The sequence below is a fragment of the Bradyrhizobium sp. HKCCYLS20291 genome, from assembly GCF_051167715.1.
Lineage (GTDB): Bacteria > Pseudomonadota > Alphaproteobacteria > Rhizobiales > Xanthobacteraceae > Bradyrhizobium.
On record NZ_JBNPTO010000008.1, the window covers coordinates 22,179 to 42,591 of the forward strand.

Sequence of the window (20,413 nt, forward strand, 5' to 3'; positions counted from 1 at the left end):
GATGCGACCGAGTGCCGGCCAGCTGCTCATGCCTCGAGTCAGGATCAAGCAACTAATTTGTTGCGATCCGCGATTGGTCGAGCTTGCTGCAAGAGATGGCTGCCTCCATCAGCAGGGTCGGAGCGATGTCCATAGGCAGCACGCCTTTGACGTCATGGAGGGGGCGGCTCGAAGGTTGCGGAGGGTATCCGCCATCAATCCCGTTGGACATCCTCCGGTCGAAGCGGTGTGCGGTGCCAATCGAATTCCTTCAGCAGGCTTGCGGCCTCTGCATCGAATTCAGCGCGATAATGATGGGTGTGAGCGCCGAGCCGTTCCAACTGGCCTTCGCGAAAGCCGGACTGCAACAGCGCTTCTCTCACGTCATCGAGTGCGTGGCCTTCGGCAAACAGCAAGTTGTGCCGATCCCAGACGAGGGTGGCGTGCGAGGCGGGTGAATGGACCCAGAGGTCATGTCGTGCATCGCTCGACCAGAACACGGCATACGTTCTCAACAGATAGGTGAGCTCCTGCCGCGAGAGCTCGGGGCTCTGGTATCGTCCCGGCTCGGCCTCCCCTCTCGGAGTATGGAGGATGTAGAGCGCGAAATACGGCGGCGACAGCAACGCGGTCAATTGGCAGAGGAGATCGGTCTGCTCGTTCGGCACGCTGAGGACGATCTGCGGCGCGCCGGTCGACATCTTGCGCGTTTCGAAAATGGCCGGTGACGATTGCTCCCGCTCGGCTCCGTCGACGAGCAGTGTGAGTTTTTGCATCCGATGCATTCTCCCGGCTTCGCCAATCGGAGCTGCTGCTCCGGCGAACGCTCAGCCTTGCATTTCGCAGCGCACCACCCGGCGCCCTGCGCAGCGTTGTCCACCGATGTCGGCGAGCACAGCCGACGCCGCCATTTGACAGCCTCGCGCCCGCTCGTTCTACTTGGTTCCAACGCCGCGCCACAAGCGGCGAGCCAGGAGGACGTGACATGGAGCGACACATCGATGCCGCGCCGGCGGTGGATGCCGCGTGCGCTGATTTCAGTCCCATGCGTGCAGTTCGGGCCGCTCGACGGCCGCAGCGTGCGATCGCTGCAGCAGCCGTGACGATGCTGATGACTGCATTCGGAATTGCGCTCGCCGGCAACGCCCAGGCGCAGGGCATCCCGAAGGACGCCCCGGCACGCATCGAGATGTACCCGATCCCCTCGCTCACGCTGTCCGACCGGCAATTCCTGGCTGGCGACGACAACGGCAAGCCGGTGACGGTCGTCGGCGAGCTGCGCGTGGCGCAGGGCAGCGGCCGGATGCCGGTGGTGGTTTTGATGCATGGCTCCGGCGGCGTCGGCGCCAACATTCCGGCCTGGACGCGCACCTTCAACGGCATGGGCATCTCGACCTTCGTGATCGACGGCTTCACGGGGCGCGGCATCACCGCGACCAGCACCAACCAGGCGCAGCTCGGCCGTCTCAACCTGATCATGGACATCTACCATTCGCTCGACGTGCTGGCGAAGCATCCGCGGGTCGATCCCGACCGCATCGTGCTGATGGGCTTCTCGCGCGGCGGACAGGCGGCGCTGTATGCGAGCCTGGAGCGCTTCCACAAGCGCTGGAACACGTCTGGGCTGCAGTTCGCCGCCTACATTCCGTTCTATCCGGACTGCGCCACAACCTATGTCGGCGACACCGATGTGATGGCGCGCCCGATCCGGATCTTCCACGGCGGTCCGGACGACTACAACCCGGTGCGCACCTGCAAGGCCTTCGTCGAGCGGCTGAAGACGGCGGGACGCGACGTCGAGCTGACCGAATATCCGGACTCGCCGCACGGCTTCGACATCGGCCTGCTCGGCGCCAACATGGTTGCCGTGGCGGCCAAGGCGCAGACCGTGCGCAACTGCCGCATCAAGGAGACCGACGGCGGCATGCTGGTCAACGCCGAGACGCAGCAGCCCTTCACCTATCAGGATCCCTGCGTCGAACTCGACCCGCATGTCGGCGGCAATCCGGCCACGGCCGAGGCGGCGCGCCAGGCGGTCACGGACTTCCTGCGCGCGCTGCTCAAGTTGTCGTGAGCAAAAATAGAACGATCCGGATCAATTCTTGAAGTGACGGATCGAACGGATCGGGCTCTGCTGCGTTGTCGCTCGCTTTTCGACGATGAAACGGAGCCCGATGATGCGCGCCTCTTGCCTTGCGATTCCTGCTCTGCTGACCGCGGTCGCGCTGGGCGGCGCGGCCCATGCGGCACCCGCCTCGCCTTTCCGGGCGCTGGAGGGCGCCTGGACCGGTGGCGGCGTGATCAGCATGTCCGACGGCAACCAGGAGCGGCTGCGCTGCCGCGCCGCCTACGATGTCGGCGGCGCCGGTGAGCAATTGAGGCTGAACATCCGCTGCGCCAGCGACAGCTACAACATCGATCTCTCCAGCGACATTGCCTATCGCGGCGGCGAGATCTCCGGCGAGTGGACCGAGTCGAGCCACAATGCCTCGGGCACGATCGAAGGCCGCGCCGTCGGCAACCGCATCGAGGCGCAGGCGCGCGGCCAGACGTTCTCTGCCGGCCTGGCGCTGACCACCAGAGGGAAACGGCAGACGGTGTCGATCCGGCCGGCGGGGACGGAAATCCGGGGCGTCGATCTGGAGTTGGCGCGGCGGTAACGAATGTAGGGTGGGCAAAGGCGCGCAGGCACGACGCGCTCGCGTCGTGCCGAGCACCGTGCCCACCGCGATTTCGCAACGAAGCACGGTGGTGGGCACGGCGCGCCGCATCCTCGGCAACAACTAACAGCCTGCCACGCGCCTTTGCCCACCCTACGGCAGCATCACAGCGCGCCGATATCCTTCAGGCACGCCTGCGTGAGGGTCATCCGGGCCTCGACGTGGCGCGGCTCGGGGCAGTCCATATTGAGCGCGAACACGGTCGGCTGGTCTGATTTGTCGACCCAGCCGACCATCCAGCCGAGCGAGCCCTGCTCCTTGCCGAGCAGCCCCGACTTGAAGTGAATGACGGCGTCGCCCACCTTGGTCACCGGGATGATGTCGCGCGTCAGATCCTGGCTGCGCTTCAACACAGGCAGCGCGCCGCGCCTGAGGCGATCGATGAAATCGACCTGCTCCACCGGATCGATGCGAAGCGCGCCGGTCAGCCAGAACTGGTCGATGCCGCCGCCGATGTCGTGATTGCCGTAGTCGAGCTCCTCGAGATATTTCTGCATCCGCTCGAGCCCGATGCGGCGCGCGATCTCCTGATAGACTGGCACCGCGGAAACGGCGATCGCGCTGCGCAAGGTATGATCCTTGTTCCAGGCCTCGATCGATCTCGTGACACCGTCCCACTTGAACACGTCCTTGTCGGGATCCTCGACCACGCCGGTGTCCAGCGCGATCAGCGAGTTGGCGATCTTGAACGTCGACGCCGGCAGCCGCGCCTCATTGGACCGATCGCTGTCGCTCGCAATGATCAGATACTCCTCAGGCTTGTAGGCGAGGAACGTGCCCTTGGTGCCGATGTCGGTGAATCGCTGAACGAGCGCGCCGCGGATCTCGTTGCGGGGCGGCGCGACATGGGCCCGCGCGCGCGCGGGCAACAGGCTGGCGCCGGCCACCAGGGCCAGCGCGTGGCGGCGGCTCATCATCGTCATCGCAAATCTCTCCGTCCGAATTTCCGCCCTCGTATCACAGGGCGATCGCAACCGGCGCATGGCGGAGATCACAAAACGGCGCACTAGCGCGCCGGCCGCGACAGATTGAGGACGAACACCAGGACCTCGGCGACGGCCTTGTAGAGCTCCTCGGGGATCTCGTCGCCGATCTCGACATTGGAGAGCGCGCCGGCCAGCACCTCGTTTTCTTCGATCGGGATATCGTGCGCCTTGGCGACCTCGATGATCTTGGCGCCGATCGTGCCCTTGCCCTTGGCGACGACGCGCGGCGCGCCCTGCCCCTTGTCGTAATGCAGGGCGACGGCGAGCTGGGTCTTGCTGGCGGCCTTCACGTCGATGCTCATAGCGCGCGATCCAGGAAATGGCCGGCCTTGGGCGGCATCGCAGCCGGCGGTGGGCCGTCCTGCACCACGAGATCGCCCGGCGACAGCTCGGCGCGGCTGAGCGCCTGGCTGAGATCGGAGAGGCCGGCGCGCAACCGCGCGGCGGTGACTGGACGCTCGGCCCACATGCGCACCGAGGTTCGCTCGCCGCTGAAGGCGACCAGCGCATGCACCGGACCGGCCGGCTCGACGTCGAGCGTGAAGCGCGCCCGCCAGACCCGCTTGGCGGCATCGGCCCCCTGCGTGCTGCCGTCGCGCGAGATCTCGAACTGGGCCATCGCGGTGCCCTGCGGCGTGGCGAACGGGATCTCGAAATTCCAGCGCGGCTGGGTCGGATCATTGCGCGCGCCTGACGCATCGGGACGATCGGGCAGCGAAGCAACCTGCAACAGGGTCTGCCGCGACAGCGCCTGATCGGTCTCGTCGAGCAGCCGGTGGGCGACCGCCGGCAGCGGCGTGTCCGGCCGGAGCGTCGGCGTCGCCACGGCTTGCGGCATCGGCGCGCCGCCGCGGAACGGTGGTGGCGGGGTGTTGGTGCGGACGACGACGTCGCCGCGGCCATTGCCGTTGCGGCCGGGCACGAGGCCGGCGGCGCGCGGGATCTGCTGCTGGGCCTCCTGCAGCACGGCAAGCACCGCGCCGGGAGTCAGCGACTGCCCCTTGGCCTGGCTCAAGGTCTCGATCAGTGCCGAGGAGGTGAAGCCGGTCGATGCGACGTCCGGCCGTGCCGTGCCGATGCCCCAGGGCTGCGGCGGCAGCTCGATCTCGAGGCCGGGCACCAGTGACGGCGCGGCACTCTGCTGTTGCGCGGCGACGGTGCGGCCGGCTTCCGACAGCACCGACGCGTAGGACGCGCCGGGCTGAGGCTGGGTTGACGCGGTGGTGCCGGGATCGACGGTCTGCAGCACCGACGCCAGCGTCTGGCGCAGCACGATCAGCGCGGCCTTGAGGTCAGGCGTGCCGGCGCCAGCGCTGCCATTGGCAAGCGAAGCTTCCAGGAACAGGCCGGAGCTCTTGGCGGCGCTCTGAACGTCATCGGCGGTCAGTGACGGCGTGAGCGGCGTCTGCTGCGCCAGCACCTGGGCGACGGCGGCGCGTAGCGCGGGCGGCAGGTTCGGCGCATCAGCCACCGCCTGCAGATCGGCAAACAGCTGGCCCTGGCTGCCCTGCCGGGTCACCGCCTCCTCGCTGGCGACGGAGATCGCGAGTCGCTCCAGCCCGGTCAGCAGATCGGGCTGCGGCGCCAGCGTCGGCGCCAGCCGGCCGGTGACGTCGACGACGGTGGCCGCGGGAGTAGCGGTTGCGCCGGTGCCGGCCGCTCCGGCGCCGCCCTGCCCAACGATGGCGAGCTGCAGCCCCTGCTGCGTCTGCGATACCGCGACCTGCACGGTCTGGCCGGCCTGCAACGGCAGCTCGCTGGCGAGCTCCATCGACAGGTTTCCGATCGCGACCTGGACCAGATTTTCGGCGAGCACCTGCTGCACCCTCGCACTGAGCAGCGCACCGGCCTGCAGCGTCGTGGCGGCCGTCGCCGTGGTTCCAGCCGACGAGCTGCCGACCCCTCGGGGGGCGCTCACGGACGGCGGCGGGGTGACACTCTGGACCATGCGCGTACTCGGGTTACGCGCACAGCCTAAACGTTCGCCCTAAACCCGGCGTTAACCGGCCTCAGCTGGCGGACCCGACCGCCTGCAGGATGCGCACGGCGGCCTGGTAGTCGATCTGCTTGGCGGCGCGGCGGCTCATCGCCTCCTCGTCGGCGCCCCATTGCGCCGCGTTCCAGTCCTCGTCGACATTGGCCGCCGCCCAGACCTGGTCGGCATCGCGCACGCCATGCAGCAGCGCCAGGGCCAATAGCGCCGAGCCGGTGATGGTGGTCACCACATGCGCCGCCGCCACCGCCCACGGGCCGGCCGGCAGCGCATCCCGCGCCGCCTGCACCGCCGCCTCGGGCTGGGCCACGTGCATGATGCCCTCGGACAGGATGAAATGCGCGCCGAGACCGTCGCGCGCCCAGTCCAGCACCGGGTCCCAATGCGCGGCCTCGGCCGCGACCAATCCTTCCGGATGGCCGGCGCGGTAGAACAGCAGATCGGACTGGAGGTATTTGGCGATGTCGTCGCGGACAGCATCGACGCGATCGACCACCGACTGCACCACGCTGTTGGTGAACCGCGTCAACGGCATCCTGGTGGGATCGATGCTCTCGCCCTGGGCCTGCCATTCCCCGGCGACCGCCTCGGCGAGTTCCCTGACCGGAACCACGACGACGCGCCCCGAGGGCGTGCGGATCGGCCGGCCGTCGAGTGTGACCTGGAAGCCGCCCTCGGCCTCGGCCGTACCGGCCGCCTTGTAGAAGCGCTTGCGCAGCGGCGCGCGCATCGCCTGGCGCGCTGATTCCTGCGGATCGAGCGGCGACTGGCCGACCACCTCGTCGAACAATTCACGCATCAGAATTCCGGCCCTCTCGCGGGATGATCACACTGGATTGGTTGTTTGCGCGGTAGATAAGGCCTGATCGACCGAAATGCGAGCCGCCGATGCGTCCCCTGCTCTCCGTCCTCATCCTGCTCGGCAGCGCCGTCGCGGCGGCCGCCGGATTCGGCTCGCCGGAATCGCTGGTCCGCAACGTCTATGCGCATTACGGCCAGGGCGCGCCGGAGCTCTCCGCCGGGCTGCCGCGAACGCCGGAGGCGGCGCGGCAGTTCTTCGACCCGAGCCTGGCGAAAGCCTGGACCGCGCCGCGGCACGAGCCTTACGACTTCCTGGTACAGAGCCCGCGCTGGAAGCTCGGGCCGGTGGCGATCTCGATCCTGCGCAAGCAGTTCGACAAGACCTATGTCGCCGCCAGCTTCGACAACCAGGGCCGCCGCGTGACTCTCAACTTCATCGTCGTCAAGGGCCCGGACGGCTGGGTCATCCTCGACGTCGAGACGCCGCACGATTCGCTCACGCTATTCCTGGAGCAGTTTCGCAACTGAGCGAGGCTACTCCTCCGGCGCGTTCTCGATCGGGTCGAAGCGGTCGTGCTCGAGGCCAAGCAGGTTCCAGGACTGCAGCATGTGCGCGGGCAGCGGCGCCGTCGCATCGATGAAGCCACCGCGCGGATGCGGGATGACGATGCGGCGCGCGAGCAGATGCAGCCGGTTCTGCAGGCCGCCGGGCAGCGCCCAGTTCTCGATGTTGAAATATTTGGGATCGCCGACGATGGGATGGCCGATATGCGCCATGTGCGCGCGCAGCTGGTGCGTGCGCCCGGTGACCGGCTTCAAGGACACCCAGGCGAGCTTGTTCGCGGAGGCCTCGACCACCGCGTAATAGGTCACGGCGTGGCTGGCGCCCTCGTCACCATGCGCAGCGACGCGCATGATGGTGTCGTCCTCACTCTCCTCCTTGGCGAGGTAGGTCGAGATGCGGCCCTGCTTCGGCTTCGGCACGCCGGCCACCAGCGCCCAATAGATCTTGCGCGCCGAGCGGCTGCGGAAGGCGCCGGTCAGATGCGTCGCTGCGAAGCGCGTCTTGGCGATCAGCAGACAGCCGGAAGTCTCGCGGTCGATGCGGTGCACGAGCCGCGGCTTCTGCCCCTTGGCGTCGCGCATCACCTCGAGCATCTGGTCGATGTGGCGCGTCATGCCGGAGCCGCCCTGCACCGCGAGCCCCACCGGCTTGTTGAGGACGAGCACGTCGTCGTCCTCATACAGCGTCATCGCCTTCAGGCTATCGAGCGTCTTCTGCTCGGCCTCGGACAGCACGCCCGACACCTTGGGGGTATCGAGCTTGAGCGGCGGAATGCGGACGGTCTGGCCTTCCTCAAGGCGGTCCTTGGAGTCGGCGCGCTTGCCGTTCACCCGCAACTCGCCTTTGCGGACGATGCGCTGGATGTGGGAGAACGACAGGCAGGGAAAGCGCGCCTCGAGGAAGCGGTCGACGCGCATGTTGTTCTCGTCGGCGGAGACCACGACGGTCTGCACCTTGGTGGGCAGCAGCGCGGTCTCCGGCTCGGCCTTCTTCGGCGGTGGCGCGGGCGGCGGCTTGCGCTCGGGCCGCTCGGCGCCAAAGCGCGCAGGCTTGCCGGTAGCGGCGCGCTTGCCGCGCGGCTCGAAGCTGTCGCGGCGATCCTCGCGCTCGGCACGTGGGGCACGGACGCGATCGCCTTTGCCGCGCCCGAACTCGCCGCGCGGCGAAGCTTCGCGCTCGCCTGCAGCACGCTCGCGTCGCGGACGATCGCCATCGGCGCGCTTGCTCGGCTCACGCTTCGCGGACTCACGCTTGGGCGACGCGCCAACGTTGCGCGCGGCCTCCGCCTTCGGCCGCTCGCCCTTGCGGCGGTCGGCGGGACGGTCGGATTTACTCTGGGTTCGCTTGATGCGGCGGCTCATGCGTGGTGCGTATCCCAAAAGCCACTGCCAGTCACGGCGAAATCGCGATAATGGCGGCGAGCACGTGTTCTGCCGAATCGGTATTGATCGGAGCGAATCGAATGACGCTGACGCGACGGGCCCTCACGATCCTTGCAGCCATGCTGGCGCTGAGCTCCGCGCATGCGCAGCAAAGCCCGATGTCCGACGACATTGCCTGGAAGCTGGTCGAGATCGGCCGGGTGATCGATCCGCCGAAGACCGCTGCGATCTACGCGCCGTTGCAGGCCAGGGAACCCTATGCCGGCGTCAAGGTGCAGCGCGACGTCCGCTACGGCACGGCCGAGCGTAACCTGCTCGACGTGTTCACGCCGGACAGCGCGGCTGCCCCACGCCCGGTCCTGATCTTCGTGCATGGCGGCGCCTTCATCGGCGGCAACAAGCGCACCACGCCGGACAGCCCGTTCTACGACAACATCATGCTGTGGGCGGCCAGGAGCGGCTTCGTCGGCGTCAACATCACCTACCGCCTGGCGCCGAAATTCCCCTGGCCCGCCGGCGTCGAGGACGTCGCCAGCGCCGTGCAATGGGTCGCCGCCCACGCCGCCGAGAACGGCGGTGATCCCGCCCGCATCTTCCTGATGGGACATTCGGCCGGCGCGGTGCACGTCGCGAGCTACGTGTCGCACCCGGAATTCCACAAGGTCGGCGGCGGCGGTCTCGCCGGCGCGATTATGGCCTCCGGCGTCTACGACCTCACGGCAACGCCGCTCGGCGACCAGGAGATGGCCTATTTCGGCACCGACCCTTCCCGCTTCAAGGAGCGCTCTTCCTTGGCCGGCCTGCAGGCCTCGACTTTGCCGCTGCTGATCGCCTCCGCCGAACTCGACCCGCCGCGCTTCGTCGAGCAGTTCGACCTGCTGAAGCAGGCCGCCTGCAAGCGCCCTACTACTGGCTGCGCCCGCGCGGTGATGCTGCCGCAGCACAGTCACATGTCGGAGGTGTATGCGATCAACAGCGACGACGACCGGTTGACGCGGGAGATCGCGGAGTTCGTGCAGACTGGGAAGTAGCTCGCGGTCAGTTGGCGCGGCGACGCAGATCTCTAAGACCGAGAGATGATCGGAGTCGCGCAGACTCATGCTGAGTGACGCATTGCGGCAAATCTTGTCCGCTTGATGCAAGTCAAGGTTCTCGTCGAGGTTGAGCCATATCCTGATCTTGGACGCGCGCAGCGACAGCCTTCTTGCAAGGAGGGTGACATGCTCTTCCGCAGCTGCACTTGTGGTCTTGGCCCTCCATCGTCGTCTCAACGCGGACGGTTCCGTGCCGATGACGGCTCCCTCCCGAACCGCTCGAGCAGCAGTGTCAACCGACGACATGCGCTGTGCGGCATGGGCGCCGCGGCTCTGTGGACCACCATCGGCGGCTTGTTGGGGAGCGCAGCACCGGCCCGTGCTCAGAAGCTCAGCGTGCCGATGCCGGAAGTCGACGCGCTCACCATTCAGGTGATCACGGACAGTTTTCAGCAGGTGTTCGCGCCGCCGATGCGCTTGGCGAATGTCGAGGTGCAGCCGTTTTCGCTGGGGCTCACGGACAAGCCTCCGCGTCATGTCCTGGAGAGCGAGTGGGGCGTTTCCGCGTTGATGCAGACGCAGTCCGGAACCGAGCGTCGATCTGTCCTGGTGGATTTCGGCTACACGCCCGAGACCCTGATGAACAACATGGCCTTTCTCCGGGTTCAACCGGACATGCTCGACGCCATGGTCATGACGCATGGTCACTACGACCATTTCGGAGGGATGGCCGGATTTCTCGGCGCCAGCAAAGGCCGCTTCAAGCCGGGCCTCTCGCTCTATCTCGGCGGTGAGGAGGCTTTCTGTACCCGAGAGATCGTCGTGCCAACATCGCCGCCGCAATCGTACAATTTCGGCGCACTCGACCGGACCTCGCTCGACAGCGCCGGCGTGAAGGTCGTGTTTGCCGATCAGCCAACACTGGTTGCCGGCCAGCTGATCACGACGGGCGCCATCGGCCGACGCAGCTTCGAGCATGTGACCGCGCCGACGCGCATGAGCGTGGGCGTGACCGACGGCTATGGTTGCTTTCCGCAGCAGATGCCGGAGGCCAAGCGGAGCGCCCAGTCGATTCCGGACGACTTCAGCCACGAGATCGCGCCTTGCGCAAACCTGCGCGGGCGCGGCCTCATTGTATTTACCGGCTGCGGTCACCGCGGAATAGTCAACACGCTGAAGCAAGCCATGGCCGTTACCGGAATCGACAAGATCCATGCCGTCATGGGTGGCTTTCATCTTGCCCCGGAGAAGGACGGCTACGTTCAGGACACCGTCGCAGCGCTCAAGGACCTCAATCCCGATTTCGTTCTGCCGATGCATTGCACCGGTGATCTGTTCGCCAGGCTGGTCGAAAGGGACATGCCGGGCAAGCTCATTCGGATCAACACCGGGACCCGCGTCACGTTCAACGCCTGATGCAGTCCTCCCGGTGTCAGATCCAGGTGACATGGCCGGCTACCCGCCCCGCTCCTTGCGCAGCTTCGCCCAGTAGTCCAGGCGCTTCCGGATCTCGCGCTCGAAGCCGCGCTCGGGGGGATCGTAGAACTGCTGACGTCCCAGGGCTTCGGGGAAGTAGTCCTGGCCCGAGAACGCGTCGGGTGCGTCGTGGTCGTATTGGTAACCGGAGCCGTAGCCTTCGCTCTGCATGAGCTTGGTCGGGGCATTGAGGATATGCTTCGGCGGTAGCAGCGACCCGCCCTCTTTCGCAACGCGCTTGGCGGCGCCGAAGGCCTTGTAGGCGGCGTTGGATTTCGGCGCGGTCGCGACGTAGATCACGGCCTGGGCGATCGCGAGCTCGCCCTCGGGCGAGCCGAGGAAGTCGTAGGCGTCCTTGGCGGCGTTGGCGATGACCAGCGCCTGCGGGTCGGCGAGGCCGATGTCCTCCACCGCCATGCGGACGATGCGGCGCGCCAGGAACAACGGATCCTCGCCGGCGTCGAGCATGCGGGCAAAGTAGTACAGCGCGGCATCAGGATCGGAGCCGCGCACGGACTTATGCATCGCCGAGATCAGGTTGTAGTGGCCGTCGGCCGATTTGTCGTAGATCGGCGCGCGACGCTGCAGGATCTCCTGCAGCTGCACCGCGTTGAAGATCTCGCCCTTGCGCGCCGAGCGCCAGACTTCCTCAGCCAGCGTCAGCGACGCCCTGCCGTCGCCGTCGGCCATGCGGATCAGGACGTTGCGCGCGTCTTCGTCGAGCGGCAGCTTGCGGCCCTCGATCGCCTCGGCGTGGCTGTAGAGCTTCTCGATTGCGGCGGCATCGAGCGAGTGGAACACCAGCACGCGCGAGCGTGACAGCAGAGCGGCGTTGAGCTCGAAGGACGGGTTCTCCGTGGTCGCGCCGACCAGCACGACGGTGCCGTCCTCCATCACGGGCAGGAAGGAATCCTGCTGCGCGCGATTGAACCTGTGCACCTCGTCGACGAACAGCAGCGTGCCCTGCCCGGTCTCGCGGCGCGCACGCGCGCCGTCGAACACCTTCTTCAGGTCGGCGACGCCGGAGAACACCGCCGAGATCTGCTCGAAATGCAGCTCGGTGGCGTCTGCCAAAAGGCGGGCCACCGTGGTCTTGCCGGTGCCCGGCGGGCCCCAGAAGATCAGCGAGCCGAGCGTGCGCGTCTCCAGCATGCGGGTCAGCGCGCCGTCGGGGCCGAGGATGTGATCCTGTCCGACGACGTCGGACAGCTTGTGCGGGCGCAACCGCTCCGGCAGCGGCCGTGGCGCGTCGTGCTCCATCCCCGCCGCGGCGAAGAGGCTCGGGCCTCCCTGCTGGGGACGCTTCGGGCTCATCCGCCGAGCGTGACGTTGATCTGCTGGCCGCCGCGCAGCACGGTGATGCGCCAGACGCGGGCCTGCTCGCGCGAGGCCTTGTCGAGATCGACGGTCTTGGCGATCTTCTGGTTGTTGACGGCCATGATGACGTCGCCCTTCTGGAAGCCGACATTGGCCGCGGTGGTGCCGTCGCCCGGCTCGAGCACGACAACGCCCTCGGTGTCGGCATCGAGATGCAGCTCGTCGGCCACCGCCGGCGAGATGTTGGCGACCTTGGCGCCCTGGAATGGCGAGCGGCCGTTGATGACCATCTCGTTGCGGCCGGTGTCCGGCGCCAGCTCCAGCGCGACCGCGACCTTCACCGGCTTGCCGCCGCGCTGCACCTCGAGCTGCGCGCTGCCGCCGAGCGGCCGCGTCGCAAAGCGATAGTCGAAGGCATTGGGATCATCGACGGCCTGGCCATCGATCGAGACGATCAGGTCGGACGACTTGATCCCGGCGCGTGCCGCCGGGCTGTTCGGCGTGACGCTGGCGACCAGGGCGCCGGTCGGCGAGCGCAAGCCCAGGCTCTCGGCGATCTCCGGCGTCACCGCCTGCAGCCTTGCGCCGAGCCACGGCCGCTTCACCGCCTTGCCGCCGCTCTTGGCCGAGGCGACGACAACGCGGACCATGTTGGCGGGGATCGCGAAGCCGATGCCCTGCGAGCCGCCGGACTTCGAATAGATCGCGGTGTTGATGCCGGCGAGCCGGCCGGTCATGTCGACCAGCGCGCCGCCGGAATTGCCGGGATTGATCGCGGCATCGGTCTGGATGAAGAACTGATAGTCGGTGATGCCGACCTGGGTGCGCGCCAGCGCCGAGACGATGCCGTGGGTCACGGTCTGGCCGACGCCAAACGGGTTGCCGATCGCCAGCACGACGTCACCGACCAGCAGATCGTCGGAGTTGGCGAGCTCGAGCGTCGGAAACTGCTCGCGCGTGCCCTTCAGCTTGAGCACCGCGAGATCGGTGCGGCTGTCCTTCAGCACGATCTCGGCCTCGAACTCGCGCTTGTCGGACAGGGAGACCTTCACCTCGTCGGCGCCCTCGATGACGTGCACGTTGGTGACGACGAGACCGGACGCATCGATCATCACGCCGGAGCCGAGCGAGCGCTGCATCTGCTCCTGCGGGCCGCCCTGCAGGCCGAAGAAGCGGCGGAACACCGGGTCGTCGAGGAAGGGATTGCGGTTCTGCACCATCTTGGCGGCGTAGACGTTGACGACCGCCGGCTGCACGCGCTGCACGATCGGCGCATAGGACAGCCGCAGCTCGGCCCCCGATTGCGGCACGCGCCGCTCCTGCGCCGCGAGCGGAGTGGCGGCCAGCAGGGACAGCAGCAGGATCACGGTGGTGCGAATCAACGTCATGCGAACAATCCTGGGAAATTGACGGCTTCGATATAGGCGGAACGGCCGGTGCGGCCAAGCTCAGGCGGTCTGATGCGGCGTTTTGATGGTGTCTGCAACGGAGCCGCAGGACAGCCGTTCCTGGTGCCGCTCGCCCCAGTTCCTCAGGACATCGATGACAGGCCGTAGGCTCTCGCCGACCTCGGACAAGGTGTAATCCACCCGCGGCGGCACCTCGGCATAGACCTTGCGAACCACCAGCCCGTCGTCCTCCAGCGCCCGCAACTGCTTGGTCAGCATGCGCTGGGTGATGCCAGGCATCAGCCGCCTGAGCTCGCCGAAGCGCTGGCTGCCGCCCTGCAGGTGGTAGAGGATGACGCCCTTCCACTTGCCGTCGATCAGATCGAGCGTGGCTTCGACCGCGCAGCCAGGCCGGCGGGTGAAATTCTTCCGTTTCATCGTGTCTTGGCCCAATAGTATCCAAATGGGGACTAGTTCCCCATTTTTACAGTACTTGTCGAAATGACGCCAGCAGGACAAACAGGCCCAATTGGAAGGCCAGCCAGGAGGTTGTCATGAAGGCCGTCGGTTACCAGCAGTCGTTGCCCATCACCGAGGCGCGCGCGCTGTTCGATTTCGAGGCGGACAAGCCCGAGCCCAGCGGACGTGACATCCGCGTCGCGGTGAAGGCGGTGTCGGTCAATCCGGTCGACACCAAGGTCCGCAAGCGCGCCGCCCCGCCGGCCGGCGGGACCAAGATCCTCGGCTACGACGCCGCCGGCGTGGTCGAGGCAGTCGGCCCCGAGGTGACGCTGTTCAAGGCAGGCGACGAGGTGTTCTACGCCGGCTCGATCCTGCGCCAGGGCACCAACGCCGAATTCCATCTCGTCGACGAGCGCATCGTCGGGGCTAAGCCCAAGAGCCTGTCGTTCGCACAGGCCGCCGCCCTGCCCCTGACCTCGATCACCGCCTGGGAATTGCTGTTCGACAGACTCGGCGCCGTTCCCGGCAAGAGCCTCGACGATCGCACTTTGCTGATCACGGGTGCTGCCGGCGGCGTCGGCTCGATCCTGATCCAGCTCGCGCGCCGGCTCACCGGGCTCACCGTACTTGCCACCGCGACGCGGCCGGAGTCACGCGACTGGTGCCTTGCGCTCGGCGCCCATGCCGTGATCGATCACGCCAAGCCGATGCAGGCGCAGATCGATGCGCTGAAGCTGCCGCCGGTCGGCCTCGTCGCCAGCCTCACCCATACCGAGCAGCACTACAAGTCGATCGCCGAATTCCTCGCGCCGCAGGGCAAGTTCGGCCTGATCGACGATCCCGCCGAGTTCTCGCTCGCCGCGTTCAAGGGCAAGGCGATCTCGATCCACTGGGAATCGATGTTCACGCGCTCCTCGTTCACGACGCCCGACATCATCGCCCAGCACAATCTGCTCAACGACGTCTCCGACCTGATCGACAAAGGCGTCATCCGCACCACCCTCGGCGACAACTACGGCACCATCAACGCCAAGAACCTCAAGCGCGCGCATGCCCTGATCGAGAGCAACACCTCGCGTGGCAAGATCGTGCTGGAGGGGTGGGGCTAAGCTACAGCATTTGTAGTGCCCAGCGGCTGCGCGATGCAGTGCCCTCTCCCCTTGTGGGAGAGCGCATCGCCGGCCCATCCACAAAGACGATTGGGTGAGGGGTATCTCTCCGCAGACAACGCTCGTGGAAGCATACCCCTCACCCAACCGAGTTCGCCGCACTTTCCTACATGCCCTCTCCCACAAGGGGAGAGGGCGCAGTCACGGGCACCGCGCCCGCGGCTCATCTCGTCAGTTCCACGTATTCAAACAGCCTTTTACAGACGTGCCTCTTCCCCCTCGCGGCGCGATGCGCCCGAGTGATGCGGCAGTCTCGCCCGTCTCGACGACGAGAGGGCGCAGGGAAGGCCGGGAGCTCGCCGCCCCCATGGCCCGCCAGCGAAAGAAATGCTGGCGGCAGGAACCACAGGTGCAGCCGAGACATCCCGGCCCTCCCTGCGCGATGGTTTTCACGCTTACTTCGCGATCTCCCCGGTGTCCGGCTTGTTAGCCACCGTCGCCCGCGCGCTTCGTCAAAAGCACGGCGGACTTGACGCCAGCTTCGGGGCGCCAGGACCACGCGACTTCGCGTCCGGGATACAGCGCTCGTCCACGCACGAATGCGCACGCTGCCACCCCGGCCACCGCATCCCACACTCCACGTATCGTGACGACGCGTACGCCCCTCTGCATGAGGCGGGATGGGCGGAGTGAAACATGATTTTTGAAAAAACGAAACAGAAAAATTTCGATCGCTGCTTGCCGTGATCGAGGCCGTTGTACGGACAGAGAAAAATCGCTCGCGGCTTCCACGCTCCGCACGGCTGCAAGCCGCATACGCGACCTTCACGCCGTTCACGCGCGCAGTTGATTTGCCCGACGTGCCGGATCGGCCACAGTCCATCGCCGCACGCCGCCGCGACTGATAGCAATCACCGCGCTGCCAGATGCAGTGCCCTCTCCCGCCCTGGCAAAGCTCCGCTTGGCTTTGGGGCAGAGGGCGCAGTCATGGGCACTGCGTCCGCGGCTCATCTCGTCCGATCCATGTCACCTGACAGCGCAATGGTGGGCACGGGTCGCCGACGGCGGTGCCATGCCCACCCGCCAATCCGCGCCGCCTAATTATGCTTCTTCCAGAAGATGCGCGCACCCTGCACGGATTGCGCGACGTTGATGCGGGCGCGCTCGTACGACGTCACGACGCCGTCGGCGTTGGCCTGATTCTTCAGCTTCTGCACGTGGATCTGGCCACGCACGAGCTGCTGCGTCTCCGGGTAGGTCAGCCGTCCCGACGCGATGCCGTTATAGATGCGATGCGACTGGACGCTCTGCCGGGCATCGATCAGCGGCGTGCCCGCGAAGCTCGCTCCGGACGTGAGGACCAGCACGATGGCACCGGCAATGATGGATTTCATTTCACTCTCCTGTGGCTGATGTCCACTGGTGTGAGGACGTCATTGTCCGCACTCGTCCAGCGAACGACCGCAGCCTGCACGCATGGCCGGGAGCCGACTGTGCCGCAGCTCACGCTGATCTGATCGATGGCGTGGTCGAGCTCGTGAAAAAATTCCCGCGACCGTGAGATGCCGGTCTTGCAAATCTCACCTTTGGATGCATGTTTGTCACGCACTACCTTTGAATGAATCATATTTAACATCATTTGCTGCGCATCGCGGTCGCACGCCGTCCGCCCGGCGCACACATCACATGGAGATTCGGCCATGAAGACACTTCATTGGCTCATGATCACAGTCGCGACGACGATCAGCGCAACCGTCGTGGCCGGCGCAGTCACCGCCGGGCGCGCCGCGCCGCCACCGCCTGCGAAGAACTGCCCGGCCTTCGGGTGGTCGGAGGGGCTGGGCCAATATCTGAAGCCGGACGCCGCATTCCCGACCTCGGACACGAGGACGATCCCGACACCGGACTGCGCTTTCCATCAATGGTCGTGGGAGGCCTTCGTCTGGGCGACGGCGCTGGTGAAGGACCAGGGCTCCGGCACGACGGTGCCGCGCTTCATGACGTTGGCGACGCCCGACGAGCTGCTCGGCAATACCGAGAATGCCGGCGCGCCAAAACTGCGCCCGCTGACGCTCGCGGCGCGCGCGCAGGTCTTCCACGGCATGCCCGGCTTCACCGAAGGCGCCGGCGCGATCGTCCAGGCCGACGGCCACATGCTGGTGGCCCAGAACGGCTACCCGGTCTACGCGTCGGTGCACATGAACCAGACCTACTTCAACACGGCGCGGAAGAACCTGATCGCGACCGGCGGCTACCAGAGCCAGCCGGCGGACTCGTCGTTTGCGGTGGGCGACGCCGTGTTCAAGGCGACCTGGCTGCGGCTCGATCAGGGACAATCACCGCCGGCCGGCGCCTACACGACGCAGGCGCAGGTGCCGGTGCTTGAGAACAAGATCACACCCGGCCAGATCACGATCCAGCCGGTCGACGGCAAGTTCGTCACCGTGACCGTGGCGCTGATCGGCCTGCACGTGGTCGGCTACACCGAGAACCATCCGGAATTCCTGTGGGGCACGTTCGAACTGAAGAACAATTCGCCGCAGACGCCGGACAACACGTTCGTGCCGTCGGCGAGCCGCTCCGACCCGAAGACCTACACGCTCTACAAGGGCGGCACGCCATTCTCCCAGGTCAACGTCGCGGCTGTCCCCGGAGCCAACCGTCCGCAGCTGCGGCTCGATCCCGCGACCCAGAAGCTGACGCCGATGACCAATGTCGTGCTGGAGAACCAGACCGGCGGCGAGAACCAGCCGAACGGCGTCGGCAACATCTTCGCCATCACGGCGCAGGCGCAAGGCTTCCTGACCAAGCTGAAGAGCCCGCAATCGACGTTTGCGAGCTACAGCCTCGACGGCACCGTCTGGATGCTGCCGAACTCGTACAATCTGAAAAGCGACCAGACCAGCGCGGTCGGCTCCGTCAACCTCGCCAACGCCACCGCCGAGACCTTCGTGCAGCAGGCCGACAACACGCCGATCAAGAACGTGCTGAACTGCTTCCTGTGCCACAACCCGACGTCCTATTCGTTCCAGGACCCGCCGCCGGCGAAGCTGCCGAACCGGCTGATCGCACTGAGCCACGTGCTGTCGGTCGGTTCGCCCTACGAGGTGCCGAACTCGATCTCCGGCAAGCTGCTGATGCGGCCGGATCCGTTCCGGAAGTAGGGAAGCAGAAGTGCGTGCTCACCCTATGAATGAACAACATGGGGAGCACAGCGTGCCGCCACATCGTCATTCCGGGGCGTGCGCAGCACGAGCCCGGAATCCATACCCACGGGATGTTTTGTGAGGCACGAAGGTCGTTGCGTCTCGGTCCCTCGACTCGGCCTGTGGTTATGGATTCCGGGCTCATCGCTGCGCGATGCCCCGGAATGACGTGTGGAGAGAGATTGCGAGCCGCGCGAGGCAATCCAGAGTCCCGCCCACGACTCTGGATTGCTTCGTCGCTTCGCTCCTCGCAATGACGGAGCAAGCGGAGGCGGCGGAGAACACCAGATCGTAGGGTGGGCAAAGGCGATGCGGCGCTCCCTCGCCAGAACGAGATCGCAATGGCGCCGTGCCCACCATCTGGCCCAGGAGCTTGCTGAGCTGCGGTGGGCACGCAGCCGCCTTCGGCGGCTGCTTTGCCCACCCTACGGATCGACTCATTACGTTCGCGTCGAGGTCCGATAGAACGGCGTGTGTTCGGCACCGTCGAAATAGCCGTCGTAGAACTGCTTGACGTGCGGGAACACCGCGAGGCCGAGCTCGCGGCGGGCGACCTCGTCCTCGCTGCGCGGCTTGGCGAGGATGTCGGCGATCTCGGCCAGCACCTCGTCGCGGTTGACACGGGTGAAGCGGCCGTCGGCGTAGACGATGTCGCCGCCGACATACACGGCCGACACGTGCTGCGACTTGGCGCGTTGCACCAGGGCATCCAGCATCGGAATGTCGGGATCCTGGAACGGATAGGTCGCGGCGTTCCAGTCGATCAGCACGGCATCGAACAGCCGCCCCTGCTCCAGTTTGCCGATGCTCTCGCCGAACGCGGTCGTCTTGGCGCCGCTCTCGGTCGCCATGCGCACGATCTGCGGCGCCGTCGGCACCTCGTCGTCCATGCCGGGCGTGCGGTGGACGCGCAGCGCCAGCTTCAATTCCTGCAGCATGTCGCGGTCCTCGTTGATGCCGGCTTCGTCGAGGCCCATGCCGATGGTGATGCCTTTCTTCTCCCAGACGTTGAGCGGCGCGAGCCCCGAGCGCAGCCGGAAGTTCGACGAGCAGTTGTGGCAGATGCAGGTGCCGGTGTGGGCGACGATGTCGATGTCCTCCTCGGTCAGCCAGACGCCGTGGCCGAGCGTCATGTGCGGGCCGAGCACGCCGAGATCGTGCAGATGACGCACGGCGGTCTTGCCGGTGCGCCGCCGCGCATATTCCTTCTGATAGGCGGTCTCGAGCAGGTGCATGTGCATCGGCACCTTGGCGGCGCGCGACTTCTCGTGCAGCGCCACGAGGCCGTCATCGGTGCACCAGTGCAGATTGGCCGGCGCGAGCTGGATGCGGGTCAGGCTCTGGCCGGCGTTCTCGGCGGTCAGCACGTCGAACAGCTTCATGTAATCGTCAAACGGCACCTGCTGCGCCTTGAGGTGCGCGGACAGCCGCGCGTTCCAGGGCGCGGGCAGCCGGGCGCAGAATTCTTCGTCGGCCTCATAGACCAGCCGGTTCTGCTCGCGCACGGCGTAGCAATAGGAGGCGCGCATGCCGATGGCGCGATAGGCCTGCAGCACCTTGGTGGCGGCGCCATGGATGGCGTCGAAGCCGCCGGCCATCCAGCCATGAATGTGCTGCACGGTGGTGACGCCGGAGGAGATCATCTCGAACGCCGAGTACAGGGTGTCGAGATAGAGGTCGATCCGGCGCGCCGGCAGGCGGCTGGCGAACCACAACTCCAGCGCATGATCCGGCGAGCCGAGCTGCAGCGGCGTCAAGCCGACATGGTGGTGGCTGTTGACGAAGCCCGGCAGCATCACATGGTTCGGATGGCGCGTCACGGTGGCCTGCGGCGCGAGCTTTTCAAGCTCGGCGAGCGGTCCGACCGCAACGATCACACCATCGCGGGCAAGCACGGCGCCGTTCTCGATCACGACGGGCGTGTGCCGATCCTGGATTCCGGAGACGACCCACTTCGCCCCGACCAATATGTCAGCCATCTCGTTCTTCCTCCCG

18 protein-coding genes are annotated in these 20,413 nt (G+C 66.6%); 7 read left to right on the top strand and 11 right to left on the bottom strand.

Annotated features, from left to right (window positions below; all coding sequences use genetic code 11):
- Window positions 1–194: 194 nt before the first annotated feature.
- Window positions 195–764 (bottom strand): hypothetical protein, encoded by a 570-nt coding sequence (locus ACQR07_RS18940; protein ID WP_434903740.1) that lies wholly within the window; start codon window positions 762–764, stop codon window positions 195–197.
- 320 nt (window positions 765–1,084) lie between these two features.
- Here ACQR07_RS18940 and ACQR07_RS18945 point away from each other — a divergent pair, with 320 nt between their 5' ends.
- Together ACQR07_RS18945 and ACQR07_RS18950 are read left to right on the top strand one after the other, a co-directional pair.
- On the top strand, window positions 1,085–2,053 hold the full coding sequence (locus ACQR07_RS18945; RefSeq protein ID WP_434903741.1) for a dienelactone hydrolase family protein: 969 nt from the start codon (window positions 1,085–1,087) through the stop codon (window positions 2,051–2,053).
- A gap of 100 nt (window positions 2,054–2,153) precedes the next feature.
- Window positions 2,154–2,639, top strand: a complete 486-nt coding sequence (locus ACQR07_RS18950; protein ID WP_434903742.1) for a hypothetical protein — start codon at window positions 2,154–2,156, stop codon at window positions 2,637–2,639.
- A gap of 164 nt (window positions 2,640–2,803) precedes the next feature.
- Here the strand turns inward: ACQR07_RS18950 and blaOXA are convergent, their stop codons facing one another.
- The 4 genes from blaOXA to ACQR07_RS18970 all read right to left on the bottom strand — a co-directional run bounded on the left by blaOXA (window position 2,804) and on the right by ACQR07_RS18970 (window position 6,477).
- Window positions 2,804–3,622 carry an OXA-1091 family oxacillin-hydrolyzing class D beta-lactamase gene (gene blaOXA, locus ACQR07_RS18955; protein ID WP_434903743.1) on the bottom strand — a complete coding sequence of 273 codons (819 nt, stop codon included), beginning with the start codon at window positions 3,620–3,622 and terminating at the stop codon, window positions 2,804–2,806.
- Between the two features lie 83 nt (window positions 3,623–3,705).
- Window positions 3,706–3,987, bottom strand: coding sequence for an EscU/YscU/HrcU family type III secretion system export apparatus switch protein (locus ACQR07_RS18960; RefSeq protein WP_434903744.1), 282 nt, complete (start codon window positions 3,985–3,987; stop codon window positions 3,706–3,708).
- Window positions 3,984–5,633: a flagellar hook-length control protein FliK gene (locus ACQR07_RS18965; protein WP_434903745.1), complete on the bottom strand. Its 1,650-nt coding sequence runs from the start codon at window positions 5,631–5,633 to the stop codon at window positions 3,984–3,986. The genes ACQR07_RS18960 and ACQR07_RS18965 overlap by 4 nt, the downstream gene beginning before the upstream one ends.
- Window positions 5,634–5,694: 61 nt before the next feature.
- On the bottom strand, window positions 5,695–6,477 hold the full coding sequence (locus tag ACQR07_RS18970; RefSeq protein ID WP_434903746.1) for an ATP12 family chaperone protein: 783 nt from the start codon (window positions 6,475–6,477) through the stop codon (window positions 5,695–5,697).
- Between the two features lie 89 nt (window positions 6,478–6,566).
- Here ACQR07_RS18970 and ACQR07_RS18975 point away from each other — a divergent pair, with 89 nt between their 5' ends.
- Window positions 6,567–7,007, top strand: a complete 441-nt coding sequence (locus ACQR07_RS18975) for a hypothetical protein (protein WP_434903747.1) — start codon at window positions 6,567–6,569, stop codon at window positions 7,005–7,007.
- A gap of 6 nt (window positions 7,008–7,013) precedes the next feature.
- Here ACQR07_RS18975 and ACQR07_RS18980 read toward each other — a convergent pair whose 3' ends face one another.
- A complete protein-coding gene (locus tag ACQR07_RS18980; RefSeq protein ID WP_434903748.1) occupies window positions 7,014–8,405 on the bottom strand; it encodes an RluA family pseudouridine synthase in 1,392 nt (463 codons plus the stop codon).
- A gap of 101 nt (window positions 8,406–8,506) precedes the next feature.
- Between ACQR07_RS18980 and ACQR07_RS18985 the strand changes: the two genes are divergently transcribed.
- Both ACQR07_RS18985 and ACQR07_RS18990 read left to right on the top strand, forming a co-directional pair.
- Complete coding sequence (locus tag ACQR07_RS18985; RefSeq protein ID WP_434903749.1) at window positions 8,507–9,457, top strand: alpha/beta hydrolase; 951 nt, start codon at window positions 8,507–8,509, stop codon at window positions 9,455–9,457.
- 321 nt (window positions 9,458–9,778) lie between these two features.
- Window positions 9,779–10,876, top strand: a complete 1,098-nt coding sequence (locus tag ACQR07_RS18990; protein WP_434903750.1) for an MBL fold metallo-hydrolase — start codon at window positions 9,779–9,781, stop codon at window positions 10,874–10,876.
- A gap of 39 nt (window positions 10,877–10,915) precedes the next feature.
- Here the strand turns inward: ACQR07_RS18990 and ACQR07_RS18995 are convergent, their stop codons facing one another.
- From ACQR07_RS18995 to ACQR07_RS19005, 3 genes are read right to left on the bottom strand one after another with little or no spacing between them, the layout of a single operon-like run.
- Window positions 10,916–12,250 carry a replication-associated recombination protein A gene (locus tag ACQR07_RS18995; protein WP_434903751.1) on the bottom strand — a complete coding sequence of 445 codons (1,335 nt, stop codon included), beginning with the start codon at window positions 12,248–12,250 and terminating at the stop codon, window positions 10,916–10,918.
- Window positions 12,247–13,641: a DegQ family serine endoprotease gene (locus ACQR07_RS19000; RefSeq protein ID WP_434903752.1), complete on the bottom strand. Its 1,395-nt coding sequence runs from the start codon at window positions 13,639–13,641 to the stop codon at window positions 12,247–12,249. The genes ACQR07_RS18995 and ACQR07_RS19000 overlap by 4 nt, the downstream gene beginning before the upstream one ends.
- Before the next feature lie 60 nt (window positions 13,642–13,701).
- On the bottom strand, window positions 13,702–14,079 hold the full coding sequence (locus ACQR07_RS19005; RefSeq protein WP_434903753.1) for a winged helix-turn-helix transcriptional regulator: 378 nt from the start codon (window positions 14,077–14,079) through the stop codon (window positions 13,702–13,704).
- Between the two features lie 116 nt (window positions 14,080–14,195).
- Here ACQR07_RS19005 and ACQR07_RS19010 point away from each other — a divergent pair, with 116 nt between their 5' ends.
- Complete coding sequence (locus tag ACQR07_RS19010) at window positions 14,196–15,212, top strand: zinc-binding alcohol dehydrogenase family protein (RefSeq protein ID WP_434903754.1); 1,017 nt, start codon at window positions 14,196–14,198, stop codon at window positions 15,210–15,212.
- A gap of 1,097 nt (window positions 15,213–16,309) precedes the next feature.
- On the opposite strand, the gene ACQR07_RS19015 is transcribed toward ACQR07_RS19010, so the two are convergent.
- Complete coding sequence (locus ACQR07_RS19015; RefSeq protein WP_434903755.1) at window positions 16,310–16,606, bottom strand: hypothetical protein; 297 nt, start codon at window positions 16,604–16,606, stop codon at window positions 16,310–16,312.
- Window positions 16,607–16,912: 306 nt separating this feature from the next.
- On the opposite strand from ACQR07_RS19015, the gene ACQR07_RS19020 reads away from it, so the two are divergent.
- Window positions 16,913–18,376: a hypothetical protein gene (locus ACQR07_RS19020; RefSeq protein WP_434903756.1), complete on the top strand. Its 1,464-nt coding sequence runs from the start codon at window positions 16,913–16,915 to the stop codon at window positions 18,374–18,376.
- A 482-nt stretch (window positions 18,377–18,858) separates the two neighbouring features.
- On the opposite strand, the gene ACQR07_RS19025 is transcribed toward ACQR07_RS19020, so the two are convergent.
- Window positions 18,859–20,397, bottom strand: coding sequence for an amidohydrolase family protein (locus ACQR07_RS19025; protein WP_434903757.1), 1,539 nt, complete (start codon window positions 20,395–20,397; stop codon window positions 18,859–18,861).
- Window positions 20,398–20,413: the final 16 nt, after the last annotated feature.